The sequence below is a fragment of the Kribbella monticola genome, assembly GCF_003261635.1.
Taxonomy (GTDB): Bacteria; Actinomycetota; Actinomycetes; order Propionibacteriales; family Kribbellaceae; genus Kribbella; species Kribbella monticola.
Genome location: NZ_QFXK01000035.1, coordinates 166,546 through 183,331, shown reverse-complemented (window position 1 = coordinate 183,331; position 16,786 = coordinate 166,546). Strand labels below are relative to the sequence as shown.

18 protein-coding genes are annotated in these 16,786 nt (G+C 67.8%); 12 read left to right on the top strand and 6 right to left on the bottom strand.

Features of this window, described 5'->3' with window-relative positions:
* The first annotated feature begins 262 nt into the window (after positions 1 to 262).
* Entirely contained in the window at positions 263 to 1,450 is a 1,188-nt protein-coding gene (locus DIZ26_RS26880) for an amidohydrolase (RefSeq protein ID WP_112246416.1), read from the top strand.
* A 39-nt stretch (positions 1,451 to 1,489) separates the two neighbouring features.
* On the opposite strand, the gene DIZ26_RS26875 is transcribed toward DIZ26_RS26880, so the two are convergent.
* Positions 1,490 to 3,070 carry an acyl-CoA mutase large subunit family protein gene (locus DIZ26_RS26875; protein WP_112246415.1) on the bottom strand — a complete coding sequence of 527 codons (1,581 nt, stop codon included), beginning with the start codon at positions 3,068 to 3,070 and terminating at the stop codon, positions 1,490 to 1,492.
* A 191-nt stretch (positions 3,071 to 3,261) separates the two neighbouring features.
* Between DIZ26_RS26875 and DIZ26_RS26870 the strand changes: the two genes are divergently transcribed.
* Both DIZ26_RS26870 and DIZ26_RS26865 read left to right on the top strand, forming a co-directional pair.
* Positions 3,262 to 4,386 (top strand): glycosyltransferase family 4 protein, encoded by a 1,125-nt coding sequence (locus DIZ26_RS26870; RefSeq protein ID WP_198676301.1) that lies wholly within the window; start codon positions 3,262 to 3,264, stop codon positions 4,384 to 4,386.
* On the top strand, positions 4,383 to 5,483 hold the full coding sequence (locus DIZ26_RS26865; RefSeq protein ID WP_112246411.1) for a glycosyltransferase: 1,101 nt from the start codon (positions 4,383 to 4,385) through the stop codon (positions 5,481 to 5,483). Before DIZ26_RS26870 ends, DIZ26_RS26865 begins: the two co-directional genes overlap by 4 nt.
* Before the next feature lie 16 nt (positions 5,484 to 5,499).
* Here DIZ26_RS26865 and DIZ26_RS26860 read toward each other — a convergent pair whose 3' ends face one another.
* On the bottom strand, positions 5,500 to 6,315 hold the full coding sequence (locus DIZ26_RS26860) for an MBL fold metallo-hydrolase (protein ID WP_112246409.1): 816 nt from the start codon (positions 6,313 to 6,315) through the stop codon (positions 5,500 to 5,502).
* Between the two features lie 401 nt (positions 6,316 to 6,716).
* Here DIZ26_RS26860 and sdhC point away from each other — a divergent pair, with 401 nt between their 5' ends.
* From sdhC to DIZ26_RS26830, 6 genes are all read left to right on the top strand, one after another.
* Positions 6,717 to 7,106 carry a succinate dehydrogenase, cytochrome b556 subunit gene (gene sdhC / locus DIZ26_RS26855; RefSeq protein WP_112247130.1) on the top strand — a complete coding sequence of 130 codons (390 nt, stop codon included), beginning with the start codon at positions 6,717 to 6,719 and terminating at the stop codon, positions 7,104 to 7,106.
* A gap of 1 nt (position 7,107) precedes the next feature.
* Positions 7,108 to 7,563 carry a succinate dehydrogenase hydrophobic membrane anchor subunit gene (locus DIZ26_RS26850; RefSeq protein ID WP_112246407.1) on the top strand — a complete coding sequence of 152 codons (456 nt, stop codon included), beginning with the start codon at positions 7,108 to 7,110 and terminating at the stop codon, positions 7,561 to 7,563.
* A gap of 13 nt (positions 7,564 to 7,576) precedes the next feature.
* Positions 7,577 to 9,319 carry a succinate dehydrogenase flavoprotein subunit gene (gene sdhA / locus DIZ26_RS26845; protein ID WP_112246405.1) on the top strand — a complete coding sequence of 581 codons (1,743 nt, stop codon included), beginning with the start codon at positions 7,577 to 7,579 and terminating at the stop codon, positions 9,317 to 9,319.
* Positions 9,319 to 10,023 (top strand): succinate dehydrogenase iron-sulfur subunit, encoded by a 705-nt coding sequence (locus DIZ26_RS26840; RefSeq protein ID WP_112246403.1) that lies wholly within the window; start codon positions 9,319 to 9,321, stop codon positions 10,021 to 10,023. Before sdhA ends, DIZ26_RS26840 begins: the two co-directional genes overlap by 1 nt.
* An 80-nt stretch (positions 10,024 to 10,103) precedes the next feature.
* A complete protein-coding gene (locus tag DIZ26_RS26835; protein ID WP_112246401.1) occupies positions 10,104 to 10,613 on the top strand; it encodes an RNA polymerase sigma factor in 510 nt (169 codons plus the stop codon).
* Positions 10,606 to 11,787, top strand: coding sequence for a beta propeller repeat protein (locus tag DIZ26_RS26830; protein WP_112246399.1), 1,182 nt, complete (start codon positions 10,606 to 10,608; stop codon positions 11,785 to 11,787). Before DIZ26_RS26835 ends, DIZ26_RS26830 begins: the two co-directional genes overlap by 8 nt.
* Here DIZ26_RS26830 and DIZ26_RS26825 read toward each other — a convergent pair.
* Positions 11,784 to 12,170, bottom strand: coding sequence for a DUF2000 family protein (locus DIZ26_RS26825; protein WP_232828618.1), 387 nt, complete (start codon positions 12,168 to 12,170; stop codon positions 11,784 to 11,786). The two genes, DIZ26_RS26830 and DIZ26_RS26825, sit on opposite strands and share 4 nt — an antisense overlap.
* 99 nt (positions 12,171 to 12,269) lie before the next feature.
* On the bottom strand, positions 12,270 to 13,100 hold the full coding sequence (locus DIZ26_RS26820) for a M55 family metallopeptidase (protein ID WP_112246396.1): 831 nt from the start codon (positions 13,098 to 13,100) through the stop codon (positions 12,270 to 12,272).
* Positions 13,101 to 13,123: 23 nt separating this feature from the next.
* On the opposite strand from DIZ26_RS26820, the gene DIZ26_RS26815 reads away from it, so the two are divergent.
* A complete protein-coding gene (locus tag DIZ26_RS26815; RefSeq protein WP_112246394.1) occupies positions 13,124 to 13,915 on the top strand; it encodes a helix-turn-helix transcriptional regulator in 792 nt (263 codons plus the stop codon).
* Here DIZ26_RS26815 and DIZ26_RS26810 read toward each other — a convergent pair.
* Positions 13,905 to 14,132: an SCO4848 family membrane protein gene (locus DIZ26_RS26810; protein ID WP_112246393.1), complete on the bottom strand. Its 228-nt coding sequence runs from the start codon at positions 14,130 to 14,132 to the stop codon at positions 13,905 to 13,907. The two genes, DIZ26_RS26815 and DIZ26_RS26810, sit on opposite strands and share 11 nt — an antisense overlap.
* Before the next feature lie 434 nt (positions 14,133 to 14,566).
* Positions 14,567 to 15,292: an SDR family oxidoreductase gene (locus tag DIZ26_RS26805; protein WP_198676299.1), complete on the bottom strand. Its 726-nt coding sequence runs from the start codon at positions 15,290 to 15,292 to the stop codon at positions 14,567 to 14,569.
* Positions 15,293 to 15,348: 56 nt separating this feature from the next.
* Between DIZ26_RS26805 and DIZ26_RS26800 the strand changes: the two genes are divergently transcribed.
* Positions 15,349 to 15,930: a TetR/AcrR family transcriptional regulator gene (locus DIZ26_RS26800; protein WP_112247129.1), complete on the top strand. Its 582-nt coding sequence runs from the start codon at positions 15,349 to 15,351 to the stop codon at positions 15,928 to 15,930.
* A complete protein-coding gene (locus DIZ26_RS26795) occupies positions 15,927 to 16,763 on the top strand; it encodes an SDR family NAD(P)-dependent oxidoreductase (RefSeq protein ID WP_112246389.1) in 837 nt (278 codons plus the stop codon). Before DIZ26_RS26800 ends, DIZ26_RS26795 begins: the two co-directional genes overlap by 4 nt.
* Positions 16,764 to 16,786 lie beyond the last annotated feature (23 nt).

Here is a 16,786-nt window from a genome sequence, read left to right as displayed (position 1 = left end):
CAGCGTGCCGCATCCGCAGACTATAGGGGCCAGCGGAGCCTTCTTTGAACGGCGCGAGGGCCTCGATACCGGAAAGTGACCGGCGCGCGAAGCATTGTGACGTAACTCCTGCGGTATGGCTACCGTCTGCTCGATCCAGGTCACGCACCGGTGAATTCCCGCCTCCGGGCCCACGGTTTGCTCACTGTCAGTTCCGGTCACGATCCGTGACATCGGCCGGGTCCGGCCCGGTCGGGTGCCGATCGGATGACAGAATCGCCGGATGACGACTGCGGGACAGCTGCTGGTGGCGGACTCGAAAGCGCGGGTGGACGAGGTTCGCGACGAGACCCTCGCCCTCCGCCGCGACCTGCACGCGCACCCCGAGCTCGGCTGGAACGAGGTCCGCACGACCGAAGTACTGCGTCAGCGACTGACCGAGGCGGGTCTGTCCCCGCAGGTACTGCCGACCGGGACCGGGCTGATCTGCGACATCGGCTCCGGCGACTCCTGTATCGCGCTGCGGGCCGATATCGACGCACTGCCCGTGCCGGACGCCGTGGTGGCCCCGCACCGGTCGACCGTCGACGGTGTCGCGCATGCGTGCGGGCACGACGTACACACTGCTGCCCTGGTCGGAGCCGGTCTGGTTCTTGCCGGGATGGCTCGGGACGGCCTGCTCGAGCGGCGGGTGCGGCTGATCTTCCAGCCCGCCGAAGAGGTGATGCCGGGCGGCGCGCTCGGGGTGATCGCGGCGGGCGGGCTGGACGGCGTACGGCGTATTTACGGGTTGCACTGTGATCCGCGGCTGGACGTTGGGCAGGTCGGGCTGCGCGTCGGTGCGCTCACTGCTGCGGCTGACCGGATCCTTGTGCGGCTCACCGGGCCCGGTGGACACACGTCTCGGCCGCATCTGACTGCAGATCTCGTCTATGCCCTGGCCACGCTGGTGACCGAGCTTCCGGCCGCGTTGTCGCGGCGGGTCGATCCGCGGGCGGGGATGTCGCTGGTCTGGGGGCGAATCACTTCCGGTTCCGCGGCCAATGCGATCCCCGCGCGCGGGGAGGCGGAGGGCACCCTGCGCTGCCTCGACGTGAACGCTTGGCGGCTCGCTGAGGAGCTGATCCCTTCGCTGGCGGCGCAACTGGCCGCGCCGTTCGGCGTGGAGGTCGACACCGAGGTCACGCACGGCGTGCCGCCGGTGATGAACGACCCGGCCGCCATCGAGGTGTTCCGTACTGCGGTAGGCCACACGCTCGGCCCGGCGGCCGTCGCCCCGACCGACCAGAGCCTCGGCGGCGAAGACTTCGCCTGGTACCTCGAACACGTCCCCGGCGCCATGGCCCGTCTAGGCGTCCGCCCACCCGGCTCGGACACAGCAGCCGACCTCCACACCCCCGGCTTCAACCCCTCCGAAGACGCCATCACCCTGGGCACCGCAGTCCTGGTCGCCGCCGCCCTCCTGGACTGAAACTCGTTCAGAAGGTGTCGGCGGCTCACGTAGTACGGGTCAGAAGGTGTCGGCGGGGACGTAGACGCCCCAAACCTCGCGGAGGGCGTTGCTGACCTCGCCGACGGTGGCGCGGGCCTTGAGGGCTTCCTTCATCGGGTAGAGGCAGTTGTCGGTGCCGCGCGCGGCCGCCTGGAGATCCGCGAGCGCCTTGTCGACAGCCGCCTGATCGCGCTCGGCCCGGAGTTTGGCGAGCCGCGCGACCTGCTGCGCCTCGATCGCCGGATCGACCCGGAGCGGTTCGTACGGCTCCTCCTCGGCGACCTTGTACTTGTTCAACCCGACGACGACCCGCTCGGCCGAGTCGATCTGCTGCGCGATCCGGTACGCCGACCGCTCGATCTCCTGCTTCTGGAATCCCTTCTCGATCGCCGCGACGGCCCCGCCGTACTCCTCCACCTGGTCCATCAGCTCGCGCGCGGCCGCCTCGACCTCATCGGTGAGCGACTCCACGACGTACGAGCCGGCGAACGGGTCGACGGTCGCGGTGATGTCCGTCTCGTACGCGAGCACCTGCTGGGTGCGCAGCGCGAGCCGGGCCGCCTTCTCGGTCGGCAGCGCGATCGCCTCGTCGTACGAGTTCGTGTGCAGCGACTGGGTGCCGCCGAGCACCGCGGCGAGACCCTGGATCGCGACGCGGACCAGGTTCACCTCGGGCTGCTGCGCGGTCAGCTGGACGCCGGCCGTCTGGGTGTGGAAGCGGAGCATCAGCGACTTCGGGTTCTTGGCTCCGAACTCGTCACGCATGATCTGCGCCCAGATCCGGCGGGCCGCGCGGAACTTGGCGACCTCCTCCAGCAGCGTCGTCCGGGAGACGAAGAAGAAGCTCAGCCGGGGCGCGAAGTCGTCGACGTCGAGACCGGCCGCGATCGCGGCGCGCACGTATTCGATCCCGTCGGCAAGGGTGAACGCGATCTCCTGCGCGGGCGTCGCGCCGGCCTCGGCCATGTGGTAGCCGGAGATCGAGATCGTGTTCCAGCGCGGCAGCTCGGTCCGGCAGTACGCGAAGATGTCGCTGATCAGCCGGAGCGACTCCTTCGGCGGATAGATGTAGGTACCGCGGGCGATGTACTCCTTGAGTACGTCGTTCTGGATCGTGCCGGTCAGCTTGTCGCCGCCGACACCCTGCTCCTCGGCGACGAGCTGGTAGAGCAGCAACAGCACCGAGCCCGGCGCGTTGATCGTCATCGAGGTGGAGACCTGGTCCAGCGGGATCCGGTCGAACAGGATCCGCATGTCGTCGATCGAGTCGATCGCCACCCCGACCTTGCCGACCTCACCGTGCGCGATCTCGGCGTCGGAGTCGTAGCCCATCTGGGTGGGCAGGTCGAACGCGACCGACAGCCCCATCGTCCCGGCGTCGATCAGCTGGTGGTACCGCTGGTTCGACTCGGCGGCCGTGCCGAACCCGGCGTACTGCCGCATCGTCCAGGGCCGCTCGGTGTACATGGTCGGGTAGACCCCGCGCGTGAACGGGTACTGCCCCGGCGTACCCAACTTCTCCGCCGGGTCGAATCCCGCAAGCTTGTCGGGACCGTAAACAGGCTCGAAGTCCCACCCCGACTCGGTCTGGTGGCTCATCCACCCACCGTAGGCCCGACCACCCACCCACTGGTATCCATCCCCCAGGTGACATCCAGCACGCTGTGTGACCCGAGTCTCTCCCTACGCCCATCAGCCCGCCGGATGTGCCGACTGGCTGTTGCCAGGGGATCTGCGGGGTGTTGCTGGAGTGTCGCTGAGGGTTCATGTGGGGGCGGGAACCTTCGGTTGTGCGAATAGTGATGGTTGCCGAGTGCTTCCTGCCGCAGATCAATGGCGTGGCGAACACAGCTCGCCACGTCGCCGACCGGCTGGTTGCCCGCGGGCACCAGCTGCTGATCATCACCGCCGGCCCTGGTCCGGAGACCTACAACGGCGTCCGGGTACTACGGGCCCGGAGCTTCGGGATCCCTGGGTACAAGGAGATTCCGGTCGGGCTGCCCGATCCCGCGATCGAGCGGGCGATGGCCGAGTTCGGGCCTGATCTGGTTCATCTGGCAGCCCCGTTCGCGCTCGGCGCTTATGGGCTGCGCAGCGCGCGGCGGCTCGGGTTGCCGACGGTCGCGGTGTTCCAGACCGACCTGGCCGGCTTCGCCAGGCAGTACCCGTGGTTCGCCAAGGCCGATCGCGGCTGCTGGGCCTGGATCCGCAGGATCCACTCGCGCTGCGATCGCACCCTCGCGCCGTCGTCCTCCGCCGTCGCGCAACTCGTCCAAGAGGGCGTACCGCGAGTCCACCACTGGGGTCGCGGTGTCAACCTCGACCTCTTCGACCCCTCGCACCGAAACGATGCCTGGCGCAACGAAATCGCCCCGGACGGCAAGCCGATCGTCGGGTACGTCGGCCGGCTGGCCGCGGAGAAGAAGGTGAAACGCCTCGCGGAGTTGAGCGAACTCGACTGCCACCTGGTGATCGTCGGCGACGGCCCCGATCGCGCCGCGCTGGAAACCACGTTGCCCAAAGCAACCTTCCTCGGGATGCGCCGAGGCAGCGACCTCGCCTCGATCTTCGCCGGCCTCGACCTGTTCGTGCACACCGGCGAGCACGAGACCTTCTGCCAGACCATCCAGGAGGCGCAGGCCTCCGGCGTCGCCACCGTCGGCCCCGCCGCGGGCGGCCCGCTGGACCTGATCCGGCCAGGCGAGACCGGGCTGCTCTTCGAACCAGGCAAACCCGGCTCGCTCCGCGAAGCAGTCGCGCACCTCCTGGACAACCCCGACGCCCGTACGGCGATGGCAGCGGCCGGCCGTCGCCGGGTCCAGACGCGAACTTGGCCGGCCGTAGTCGACGACCTGATCGACCGGCACTACGCCGAGGTACTCGCCGAGGTCGCGGCCGTCCGGCGGGCCGCATGACGCTGCGGATCGCCCAGCTCGCGAACTTCGTCGGCCCGACCTCCGGTGGCATGCGGACCGCCATCGAGCACCTGGGCCGGGGCTATACCGAGGCCGGTGCCGACCGCATCCTGATCACCCCCGGCGAGCGCGACAGCGTCACGCAGACCGAGGTCGGCACGATCGTGCGCATCAAAGCACCGAAGGTCGGCGGCGGCTACCGCCTGATCACCGATCCGTGGAAGGTGATCGAGGCGCTGGAGCGGTTCGGCCCGACCACGGTCGAGATCTCCGACAAGTCGACTTTGTTGCCGGTGGCGAGGTGGGCGCGACGCCAGGGCATCGGCTCGGTCCTGTTCAGCCACGAACGCTTGGACGCGATGCTGTCCCTGCGGACGGGCCGTCAGTTGGGGATCGCGTCCGGCGTCGGCGCGCTCTACAAACTGCTGAGCCGCACGTACGACGCGGTGGTGGTCACCTCCCGCTATGCAGCCGCGGAGTTCGACGAGGTCACCACGCCGCTGATCCGCATCCCGCTCGGCGTCGACCTTGACACGTTCCACCCATCGAGAGCCGTGCCGGTAGACGACGGGATCATCAAGCTCGTCCACGCCGGCCGGCTGTCACGCGAGAAGAGCCCACACCTCGCTGTCGCCACAGCAGTCGAGCTGCACCGACGCGGCGTACCGGTGCGGCTGGACGTCTACGGCTCGGGCCCGCACCTGGACGAGCTGCTCGCGATCGCAGGCAGCGCGCCGATCTTCTTCCACGGGTACGTCGACGGCCGGGTCGCCCTGGCGCGCCACCTGGCCGAGGCGGATGTGGCCTTGTCGGTCTGCCCTGGAGAAACGTTCGGACTCGCCGTACTGGAGGCGCTGGCCGCCGGTACGCCGGTGGTGACGGCGAACACCGGCGGCGCAAGGGAGTTGGTCGACTCCAGCTGCGGCCGCTGGGCGCCCGCGAAGGCCGGGGAGCTGGCGGACGCAGTACTGGAACTCGTTCAGCAGCCAGGTCGTCGAGCTGCGGCCCGGAAGCGGGCCGAGCTCTACGACTGGGATACCTGCGTGCAGCGCATGCTCAACCTGCACACGCGGTTGAGCATGCGCGCGGCCGCTTGATGTCCGACGCCGTGCCTCAGGTCAGGTGGTCGAAGTCGCCGCGGACCCAGGCGGCGTGGCGGTCGGCGGAGCGGCGTACGACGTTGCGTGCATCGGCCGGGATGGATGCGCCGAAGTTGCCGTAGAGGCGGTCGTAGGAGAACACGTCGAGCGCCTTCGCGACCCGGTCGACGACCGCGCCGGACAGCGGGATCCGGTTCGGGTAGCTGCGCATGAAGCTGACCGACGTACGGTCCGGGTTCGCGAAGATGGTGTCCCCGGCAAGGATCACTCCCTTGCCCTCGGCACCTTCTGCCCAGTGCACCACTGCGCTGCCCGGGAAGTGCCCGCCCGGCTGGATCAGCGTGACGCCGGGCAGCAGGTCGAGCGTGCCCGACCAGGTCTTGATCACCGGGTCCTGCCGGGCGACCCATTCGGCATCGGCCTCGGACACATAGACCGGTACGCCGCCGAGCCGGCGACTCCACTCGACCTGTACGCCGTACATGTGCGGGTGGCTCGCGATGATCGCTTTCACCTCACCGAGCGCGCTGACCTGCTCCACCGCGTCGTCGTCGAGGTAGCCGATCGGGTCCCAGAGCAGGTTGCCCTCGGCAGTCTGGACGAGCATCGACTGCTGGCCGATCCCGGCGCTCGGGGTCGACGTCACGCCGTACAGGCCGGGCTCGACGTTCTTCACCTCAACCTTGTAGCCGGCGGCGGACAGCTCCTCGAGCGTCGTCCAGTGCTGCCCGTCGGCGGGCACCCACTGTCGTTCGTCGGCGCAGATCGCGCACACCTCGACCTGCTCGGAGTGCTCGACCGCGCAGGTCTCACAGATCCAGAAACTCACTCTCGTCCCCTCTTCTCCCGGCGCTCGCCGGGTCTGCTCGTCGCCGTTCAACACTAGATCCGGCCGGGTCCGCCGTACTGGTCCACTGGAGACCGGATGCGGCGGGCCATTCATCCTCCGAGTTCAAGCGCGGTTGAGATCAACAGCGGCCCGGTGCGCGCTCGATCACTCTTCGTCATCACCGCGTGGGTGAGGTCTCAGAGAGCGATGTCACACGTGAGCGTGCCGGAACCGGCGCAGCGCAGGGATAGCATCAAGAACGGCCTGGTTTCCTGCCGGGCCGAGCCGACCGCGGCCCCTTTGCCACCCCGGCCTCCTCGCCTTGGCGTCGAGGCTGCTCTGGACGCCCCGGAGTCGCCGTGGTCCCCGGCTCTGGTCTGTCGTCCGATCGGAGGATCGGTTTGCCCAGCAAACCGCGCATCATTCCCCCCGGCACGCTGTATCGCGGCCACGAAGGCATGTGGTCGTGGGTGGCGCACCGGATCACCGGGGTCGGGATCTTCTTCTTCCTCCTGGTCCATGTACTCGACACCGCGCTGGTCCGGGTCTCCCCGGAGGCCTACAACGAGGTGATCGGGACCTACAAGAACCCGGTCGTCGGCCTGATGGAGGTCGGCCTGGTCGGGGCGATCCTGTTCCACGCCTTCAACGGCATCCGGCTGATCCTGGTCGACTTCTGGGCCAAGGGCCCGCGGCACCAGCGCAAGCTGATGATCGCCGTCGGGATCATCTGGGTCGTGTTGTTCGTGCCGTTCGTGATCCGGCACCTGAGCCACGTCTTCGGAGGCTGAGATGTCCGATATCGCCGCACCGCGATCGTCCACCCGCTCCCGCTCGCTCAAGGGCGGCGGCCGCAACCGCTCCGGCCAGACCAACTTCGAGCTCTACAGCTGGCTGTTCATGCGGCTGTCCGGGCTCGCCCTGGTCGTGCTCGTGCTCGGCCACCTGTTCACCAACCTGATGCTCGGCGGCGGGATCACCGCGCTGGACTTCGGGTTCGTGGCCGGCAAGTGGGCCAACCCGCTCTGGCAGGTCTGGGACCTGCTGATGCTCTGGCTGGCGATGCTGCACGGCAGCAACGGGATGCGCACGATCATCAACGACTACGCCGAGAAGGACCAGACCAGGTTCTGGCTGAAAGCCCTGCTGATCACCGCGGCGATCGTGATCGTCGTCCTCGGCACCCTGGTCATCTTCACCTTCGATCCCTGCCTGGACCCCAGCTCCACGCTGTCGGTCTGCAAGTAAGGAACCTCTGAATATGCAGCGGCATCAGTACGACGTGGTCATCGTCGGCGCGGGTGGAGCGGGTATGCGCGCCGCCTTGGAGTCCAGCAAGCGCACGCGGACCGCAGTACTCACCAAGCTCTACCCGACCCGGTCGCACACCGGCGCGGCCCAGGGCGGCATGTGCGCCGCGCTGGCCAACGTCGAGGAGGACAACTGGGAGTGGCACACCTTCGACACGGTCAAGGGTGGCGACTTCCTGGTCGACCAGGACGCGGCCGAGGTGATGTGCCGCGAGGCCGTCGACGCGGTGCTGGACCTGGAGAAGATGGGCCTGCCGTTCAACCGGACGGCCGAGGGCAAGATCGACCAGCGCTTCTTCGGCGGGCACACCCGCAACCACGGCGAGGCCGTCGTACGCCGGTCCTGCTTCGCCGCGGACCGCACCGGCCACATGATCCTGCAGACGCTGTACCAGCAGTGCATCAAGCAGAACGTGGAGTTCTTCAACGAGTTCTACGTGCTGGACCTGCTGATGGTCGGCGGTCGCGCCACCGGTGTCGTCGCCTACGAACTGGCCACCGGCGAGCTGCACATCTTCTCGGCCAAGTCGATCGTGTTCGCCTCCGGCGGCTTCGGCAAGGTCTTCCGGACCACCTCGAACGCGCACACGCTGACCGGCGACGGGATGGGCATCGTCTGGCGCAAGGGTCTGCCGCTGGAGGACATGGAGTTCTTCCAGTTCCACCCGACCGGGCTGGCCGGCCTCGGCGTACTGCTGTCGGAGGCCGCCCGCGGTGAGGGCGGAATCCTGCGCAACAAGGACAACGAGCGGTTCATGGAGCGGTACGCGCCGACCGTCAAGGATCTCGCGCCGCGCGACATGGTCGCCCGGGCAATGGCGAACGAAGTACGCGAAGGCCGTGGCTGTGGTCCCGACGGCGCGTACGTAATGCTCGACCTGACCCACCTCGAGCCCGCGCACATCGACGCGAAGCTGCCGGACATCACCGAGTTCGCGCGGACGTACCTGGGTGTGGAGCCTTACACCGAACAGATTCCGGTGTTCCCGACCGCGCACTACGCGATGGGCGGCATCCCGACCAACATCCAGGGCGAGGCGCTGGCCAACAACGACGACGTCATCCCCGGCCTGTACGCCGCGGGCGAGGTCGCGTGTGTCTCGGTGCACGGCGCGAACCGGCTCGGCACGAACTCGCTGCTCGACATCAACGTGTTCGGGCGGCGGGCCGGGATCGCCGCCGCGGAGTACGCGGCCGGGGTCGATTTCGAAGAGCTGCCGCCGGAGCCCGAGGCGTTCGTGGTCGACCTGATCGAGGGCATGCGGAGCGCGGAGGGGACCGAGCGGGTGGCGGCGATCCGGACCGATCTGCAGGCGACGATGGACATCAACGCGCAGGTGTACCGGACCGAGGGCTCGCTGAAGCAGGCGCTGACCGATATCGAGGGCCTGAAGCAACGATTCGCCCAGGTTTCGGTGCAGGACAAGGGCAAACGGTTCAACACCGATCTGCTGGAGGCGGTCGAGCTGGGCTTCCTGCTCGACCTGGCCGAAGTACTGGTGGTGTCCGCCCTGGCCCGCAAGGAGTCTCGCGGCGGGCACTTCCGCGAGGACTACGACAAGCGCGACGACGTGAACTTCATGCGGCACACGATGGCCTACCGGACCATCGATGCCGAAGGCAACGTGAACATCCGGCTGGACTACAAGCCGGTCGTCCAGACTCGCTACAAGCCGATGGAGCGGAAGTACTGATGGACGTCAAGGTCAAGATCCTTCGGTACAACCCCGAGGTGCTGGACGAGTCCGAGTGGAAGACCTACTCGGTCACCCTGCTGCCCGGCGACCGGGTGCTCGACGCGCTGCACAAGATCAAGTGGGAGCAGGACGGCACGCTGACGTTCCGGCGGTCCTGCGCGCACGGCGTCTGCGGCTCGGACGCGATGCGGATCAACGGCCGTAACCGGCTGGCCTGCAAGACGCTGATCAAGGACCTGAACCCGGACAAGGAGATCACCGTCGAGCCCATCAAGGGCCTGCCGGTGCTCAAGGACCTGGTCGTCGACATGGAGCCGTTCTTCGACGCGTACCGCTCGATCATGCCGTTCCTGGTCACCAGCGGCCACGAGCCGACCCGGGAGCGGATCCAGTCGCAGGCCGACCGCGAGCGCTTCGACGACACCACCAAGTGCATCCTGTGCGCCGCCTGCACGACGTCCTGCCCGGTGTTCTGGTCCGACGGCCAGTACTTCGGCCCGCAGGCCATCGTCGGCGCGCACCGGTTCATCTTCGACAGCCGCGACGAGGGCACCGAACAGCGCCTGGAGATCCTGAACGACAAGGAAGGTGTCTGGCGCTGCCGCACCACCTTCAACTGCACCGAGGCCTGCCCGCGCGGCATCGAGGTCACCAAGGCCATCCAAGAGGTCAAACGAGCCCTGATCTTCCGCCGGGTCTGATTTCTTTCGCCTGACTGCAACCAACCTCGCCCTCCCACGCGTCGTCGCAGCAAAGGAGCTTTGCGACGACGGGAGGGCCGATGGCGGAGCAGGACAGCCTGCGTGACCTGTACGACGGGTGCTACCGCCGCCTGGTCGGGCAGCTGTACTCGATCTGCGGAAGCCTCGGCGAGGCCGAGGACGCCGTCCAGGAGGCCTTCGTACGGGCGGTGGAGAAGCCCCGCCGCTTCGCCCAGGTCGACAATCCCGAGGCCTGGCTGCGAACCGTCGCGCTGAACGTCGTACGGAGCAGGTTCCGTCGCGCTGGACGGCATCAGTGGCTCGTCACCAACGCGATGGCGCCTGCTGGACCGGTGCCGGGGATGTCGCCCGACCATGTCGCGCTGGTCGAAGCGCTGCGCCAGCTGCCGTACGAACAACGCGAAGCGATCACCCTGCACCACATCGTCGATCTTCCGGTCCGCGAGATCGCCGTCCAACTGGACGTCCCGGAGGGGACGGTCAAGGCGCGGCTGACGCGCGGCCGGGCCCGGCTCGCGCCGCTCGTCCGAGAGTTCGCCGACGACATTCAGGAGGCTGACCATGTCTGAACTGAAGGAACTCGCCTGGACCGTCCAGGAATCCGTCCAACCGGCGCCGTTCGAGCAACTCGAGCGCCGCGGCGTACGGCGGCGCAGGCGACGCCAGGTGCTCACCGGAGCAGCGGCGGCCGGTGCGACGGTCGCAGTACTGGTTGTGCTGCTCCCGCTGGGCGGCAATGCCCGGAGCCAGCAACCACCCGTCGTGAAGGAGAGCGATCCGGTGGTCCTCAGCAAGACTGCCGAGGTTCGCTCCGTGGCGATGGCGACTGCGGGAGATTGGTCAGCCTCGTGGGCGGATTGCGCGTCGCAGCCCTGCCGCTATGGCGCCACAGTGAGCCGCCACGGCAGCAAGGTGACCGGCCTCGGTGGAGCGTTGCCGTTCGTGGCTCTGCGTGCCGGAGACGAGCCGATCGCGGTTGCCGCTCCGTCGGGTGCCGCGCTGGATTCTGCCGACCCGACTTGGCCGGAGACCGTCCTGCTTCGCCTCGACGGCCTCCGGACGGCACTGCACTATGCGAAACCCACGGCCGACTTCACAACCGGCGAGATTCTGACGGACCGGCTTGGTGGGAACGGCGAGTTGCGGGTGCTGAATCTGCAGGACTCCACGCTGCGCCAACTCCGCCCGGCCGGACTGGACGGCGCGCGTTCGCCTGTCCGGGACAACACCGGACGGTGGTGGGTAGTCACGGGGAAATCCACCAGTGGTTCGCGCAGTGACATCGCCTGGACCGACGACGGCGGTAAGACCTGGGCGAAGGCGCTGCTGGATCCAGCCAACCCGGGCGCGAAGATCGCGGTCAGTCCGGACGGCCGGACGGTGGTGGCGAGTTCCTGGGTCGACGGCGCGACGCTGGAGGCGATCGGTCTGCTGAGGATGTCGACGGATCGCGGGGCGCACTGGACCACGGTCGCTGACAAGCCCTGGGCGCGCGGTGGTGGGCCGGTCGTCTTCAACGGCTCGGCGGTCATGCTCGGGCAGAAGCTGAGCGACCCCACTTCGTCGCTCTACGGCATCAGCGCGGGGCGGGCGAAACCGCTCAACGGCGTACCGGACCAGCTCGACGATCTGGCCGGCGACGAACGGCTCCTGTACGGGATCCAGCTCGAAAGGCCGACCGCCCAGAAGGTTGCCGTCAGCACCGACCAAGGAAGGACGTGGCGAACCTTCGAGCCGCGTTAGGGATGCATCTTCGCGCCCTTGAGCACCTTGTCGACGGCGTTCTTCGGGCCGTACAGGGCTAGTCCCACCAGGTCGAGCTCGGCCTGCGGGACGGCCCGTACGGCGGCTCGGTTGTCGCGGTCGTTGCCGGTGGCAAAGAGATCCTGGGTGAAGACGGAGTGCGGGATCTCCCGGCTCAGCGCTCTCCCGTGAGCGGCTGCCATGAACTCCTTGGAGCCCTCGAAGACGAGGACGGGTTGCCGGAACATCGGCAGGTACGCCGTACCGTCCGCGTCCTCGTACGCCTCCCCGACCGTCTCCGGCCTGGTCGCCGCGATCCCACTCACCAGAAACGCCGTCACATTCAACCGCTGCCAGGACGCCAGATCGTCCCTCAGCAACACCGCAATCTTCGTATCAAACCGAATCGGCTCGTTCTCGTTGTCCACAGACCTCACTTTGCCGTCGCACCGAGCGCCGGGTCTTGTACGTTTCTAACCAAGTCAGCAGTAGGGCGGGTTGGAGGTGATGGCGGTGGCGACGCGGAGGAAGAGGTTGAAGAGGCGGTAGAGGTCGGGCATCGTGCCGGTGACCTCGACTGTGCGGTCGTCTCGCTTGCCGACGCCGGGGATCGCCGGGAGATGCGATGCCACCGACGCGGACTGCCAGCGGACCGCGAGGGTCCGATCCTGGTTGTCGACGGTGGGCACCTTGAAGCGAGAGCTCAGAGCCTTCGCCGATGCATCCTCGATCGCGGCGCGTGCCTCGGCGACGGGGACCAACTGGGCGGCGAAGCGGTCCTTGGCGTACTTGACCGGGACCGTGGCGACCGACGGATCCCAAGCGGTCAGCTCGGCACACGCAGCGTCGTCCCCGGTCAGGAGCACCACCGGTACGCCGTACGCGGCCGCCGTCGCATGGAGCAGCCCGATCTCGCCGACCGGGCGGTCGTCGAGCCAGATGTCCTCGATCTCGTGACCCATGAAGCTGTGGCTCAAAACGCCGAGGATGCCGGCCCGCGCGTGGAACCCGATGCACAGCGCAGCGTCGTACTCCGCGCTCAGGCCCTCCATCATGCCCATCACCTTCGGCCGGCCCTTGATCAGTACGGCGCGTTGGTCGAGCAGGTCGGGTAGCAGGTTTCGCATCGGCCCGTGCGCGTCGTTGACCAGCACCTCCGACGCTCCGGCAGCGAATGCACCGCGGACGGCGGCATTCACGTCCTCGGTCATCATCACGCGCCCGCGCTCGTAGTCCCGCCCGGGTGGCTGGACGTCCTCCGCGTCGACCAGCCCGGTGATGCCTTCCATGTCCGCGCTGATGTAGACCTTCACCGGAGCAGCGTATGTTCTGAAGGGTGAGCGGAAGTGCACAGGTACATGCCTGGCGGCCGGAACTGGACGGCGTCGTCGAAGTACTGCATGCCTACTTCCCTTCCCACGCGTACCCGAGCCACACCCACGACGCCTGGACCGTCCTGATCGTCGACGAAGGCGTCGTGCGATACGACCTCGACCACCGCGAGCACGGCCTCGCTCAGGCCCAGGTCTCGCTGTTACCACCGAACGTCCCCCACGACGGCCGCTCGGTACGCCCCGAAGGTTTCCGCAAGCGGGTGCTCTACCTGGAGCCCTCACGACTCGGCACCGACCTCATCGGCGCGGCCGTAGACCGCCCGGAGTACGTGGATCCAGTACTACGCCGGCGCATCCACCAGCTGCACGAAGTACTGACCAACGGCACGGAACCGCTCGAATCCGAGAGCCGCCTGGCCCTGATCGAGCAACGCCTCCAACAACACCTCCGCCGTCAGGTGACTCCCCCGCCGGATCGCCGCGACCCAGGAGTCGCCAGCCGGCTACGAGACGTCCTGGACGGCCATCTGCCGACCGGCATCACCCTCGATGAGGCAGCGCTCCTGGTACACGCGCATCCGACCCACCTGGTGCGCGCCTTCACCCGCGAGTACGGCATGCCCCCGCACCGCTACCTCACCGGCCGACGCGTCGACCTGGCCCGCCGCTATCTCCTGGAAGGTCGCCCACCCTCCGAAGTCGCAACCCTGGCAGGGTTCTACGACCAGTCCCACCTGACCCGCCACTTCCGCAAGATGCTCGGCGTCTCCCCCGGCCAGTTCGTCAGACCTTGACCCCTGTACTACGAGTCGCCTTGTACGCCCTGACCCCCCAGGTGCCCAGCACAGCGGCGATCACCAGATTCACAATGATCAACACGGTATGCGCCACGTAGTACCCGGTCGGCCGCCCTTCGGTACCGGCCAGGTTCTTGATGAACGTCACGTACGTGACCACATTCCAGACGGCGATGCCGATGAGTACCAGGGCGTGCTTGCGTTCGAGTTTCACCCCGCCAGGCTACGCAGTACTACGTAACGGGGCGGCCGCACCTCACTCGGCCGCCCCGACAAGGGCGAACCCTCCACGTGCACACGAGACTCCTGCGTCCGCCCCACCCCCAGCAACCCTCCCGCACCTACTCGCGGGTCACCACAAGGGTTTCCCTGTACACAGCGCGTACACAGCGCGTTCAAGTGACAGTGCTGGTCACCACAGGTAGCCGTTGGTCGGCTGTGGGGGTGGTGGTGCGGTGACGTCGCCGAGCAGTTCTTTGACGTCCCGCTCGATCAGGGTGCCGATGGCCGTCAGGGGCAGGTCCTGAATCGTGGCGAACGGCGCGTCGGTGACGGCGCCAATCCGTTCGATCAGCCGGAACGCGACAGGCCGGCGAGGGCGCTTTCGAGCTGGAAGTTGTCGAAGCCGGATGCGTGGGTGAGCGCCGGTCAGATGCTGACCAAGCGGGCTCCTGCGTCGGATTCGATGACTGTGCCGGTGAGGTTCGGGTTGGTCGCGGCCAGGACGACCGCCTCGGCGATGTGGGCTGCCGTCGCAATCTGCCGGGCCGGCAGCACGCTGGCGGCATGGTCGAAGTAGGCGACTCGATCCGCTTCGGGCATGCCTTCCCACCAAGGGGTGTCGACGAAGCCCGGTGAGACCGCGTTGACGCGGCACGGTGCAAGCTCCACCGCGAGCGGCTTCACCAGTGCTTCGACCGCTGCGTTGAGGGCACCGACTCCCGCAGTACCGGCCATCGCTGCTCGGGCCGTGATGGCGCCGACGAGCGTGATCGATGCCTGGGGCGCCAAGTACGGCAGGACGGCCTGGATCGTCGTCACGTGGGCCCAGAACTTGGCGTCGAAGGCTCGCCGCAGCGTCGTCAGGTCGAGGTCGGCGAAGGCGCCGACGCCTTCCGAGCCGCTGACTGTCACCACAAGAACATCCACGCGACCAAGCGCCGACGCCAGTGCCGTGATCACAGCCTTGTCGCCGGCATCTGCTTGGTGGGTCACCAGCCCCGGTACCTCGGCGGCCGCCTTGGACAGTCTTTCGGCGTCCCTGCCAACGATGTGCACCGTGTAGTCGCGAGCGGCCAGCTGCCGCGCCGTCTCCAGCCCGATTCCGGAGGACCCGCCGACGACCAAGGCCGTCCTGCCAACCACTACATCCACCACAAGCTCCAATTCAATACGAGACGGTTCGTAATGTTTAGCGTATGCTGGTGCTCATGGAAACGCAACGGGCTGCTCGAGGCCGGGCACGCAGCGAGGTCAGCCGGCAGGCGGTCCTCGCGGCCGCGACTCAGATCATCGGAACCGACGGGTACGCCGCGCTGTCGATCGAGCGGATCGCCCGGGAGTCCGGCGTCGGCAAGCAGACGGTCTACCGCTGGTGGCCGACCAAGGCCGATGTCGTCATGGAAGCGCTGCTGCACAAGGTCGAGGTGAACATCCCGATCCCCGACACGGGGTCCCTGGAGGCCGACCTGCGCCAGTTCCTGACGACCTCGCTGCGGTTCGGGCGGATGTCGCAAGTGGTGGAACTGCTCCGTGCGCTGGCCGCCGAGGCCCAGCTGAATCCGGACTTCGCCGAGCGATTCCGCGCCACCTTCGTCGACCATCGACGCGCCGCTCTGACAACGATCCTGACCCGCGACGAGGGCCGCAGGCCCGCACCCGTACGGACCAGCACCTTGGTGGACGTCGTCTTCGGCGTCATCTGGTACCGACTGCTGATCCTGCCCACCGAGTTCGACGACGATCTCGTCACCGAACTCGTCACCCTCCTCACCCCGACAGGCGACCAATGACGACATCGCTCGCTGATCGAACGATCCTGATCACCGGTGCCACGGACGGTCTCGGCCGCGGCTTGGCACACGATCTCGCCCGGCGCGGCGCCCAACTGATCCTGCACGGCCGCCGGCCCGATGCGCTGGCCGAACTCGCGGACGAGCTCCGGGGTGCCGGCGTCACCGTGCACACCGTGCTGGCGGACTTCGCCGAGCTCGACGACGTACGGAAAGCGGCTGACGACCTCATCGGACGGCAGCTCGCCATCGACGTTCTCATCAACAACGCCGGTATCGGCGCCGGCGCGCCAGCCCCGGTCACGCGAGCCACGACCACGGCAGGACACGAGCTGCGGTTCGCTGTGAACTACCTCGCGCCGGCGCTGCTGACTGCCCGGCTACTTCCCGTACTTCGTACTCGGCCGGGCGCCCGGATCGTCAACGTGGCGTCGGCCGGCCAACAGGCACTGGACTTCACCGATCCGATGCTGACCCTCGGCTACTCCGGAATGCGCGCCTACTGCCAGAGCAAGCTGGCGCTGATCATGTTCGGCTTCGATCTCGCCGAGCGCTTCCCGGCCGACCAGCTCACCGTCAACAGCCTGCACCCGGGAAGCTACATGCCCACCAAGATGGTGCTGAACTTCGTAGGACACACCATCGACACCCTCGAGACCGGCATCAAAGCCACCAGCAGACTCGCCCACGACCCGACCCTGGCCACCGTCACCGGCGCCTACTTCTCTATCGACCACCCAGCCAAAGCCGACCCCCAGGCCTACGACCCCACCGCCCGCACCAACCTCCACCACCTCACCGAACAGCTCCTCGGCGAACCCCTCTACCCATAACGCCTAGAGCCAGCGGCGGGCAC

What these genes read in the sequence shown, in the direction of transcription:
- DIZ26_RS26865 (WP_112246411.1), top strand. Translation starts at nt 4,383, where the DNA reads ATGACGCTGCGGATCGCCCAGCTCGCGAACTTCGTCGGCCCGACCTCC.
- DIZ26_RS26880 (WP_112246416.1), top strand. Translation starts at nt 263, where the DNA reads ATGACGACTGCGGGACAGCTGCTGGTGGCGGACTCGAAAGCGCGGGTG.
- sdhA (WP_112246405.1), top strand. Translation starts at nt 7,577, where the DNA reads ATGCAGCGGCATCAGTACGACGTGGTCATCGTCGGCGCGGGTGGAGCG.
- DIZ26_RS26795 (WP_112246389.1), top strand. Translation starts at nt 15,927, where the DNA reads ATGACGACATCGCTCGCTGATCGAACGATCCTGATCACCGGTGCCACG.
- DIZ26_RS26840 (WP_112246403.1), top strand. Translation starts at nt 9,319, where the DNA reads ATGGACGTCAAGGTCAAGATCCTTCGGTACAACCCCGAGGTGCTGGAC.
- DIZ26_RS26850 (WP_112246407.1), top strand. Translation starts at nt 7,108, where the DNA reads ATGTCCGATATCGCCGCACCGCGATCGTCCACCCGCTCCCGCTCGCTC.
- DIZ26_RS26835 (WP_112246401.1), top strand. Translation starts at nt 10,104, where the DNA reads ATGGCGGAGCAGGACAGCCTGCGTGACCTGTACGACGGGTGCTACCGC.
- DIZ26_RS26875 (WP_112246415.1), bottom strand. Translation starts at nt 3,070, where the DNA reads ATGAGCCACCAGACCGAGTCGGGGTGGGACTTCGAGCCTGTTTACGGT.
- DIZ26_RS26830 (WP_112246399.1), top strand. Translation starts at nt 10,606, where the DNA reads ATGTCTGAACTGAAGGAACTCGCCTGGACCGTCCAGGAATCCGTCCAA.
- DIZ26_RS26800 (WP_112247129.1), top strand. Translation starts at nt 15,349, where the DNA reads ATGGAAACGCAACGGGCTGCTCGAGGCCGGGCACGCAGCGAGGTCAGC.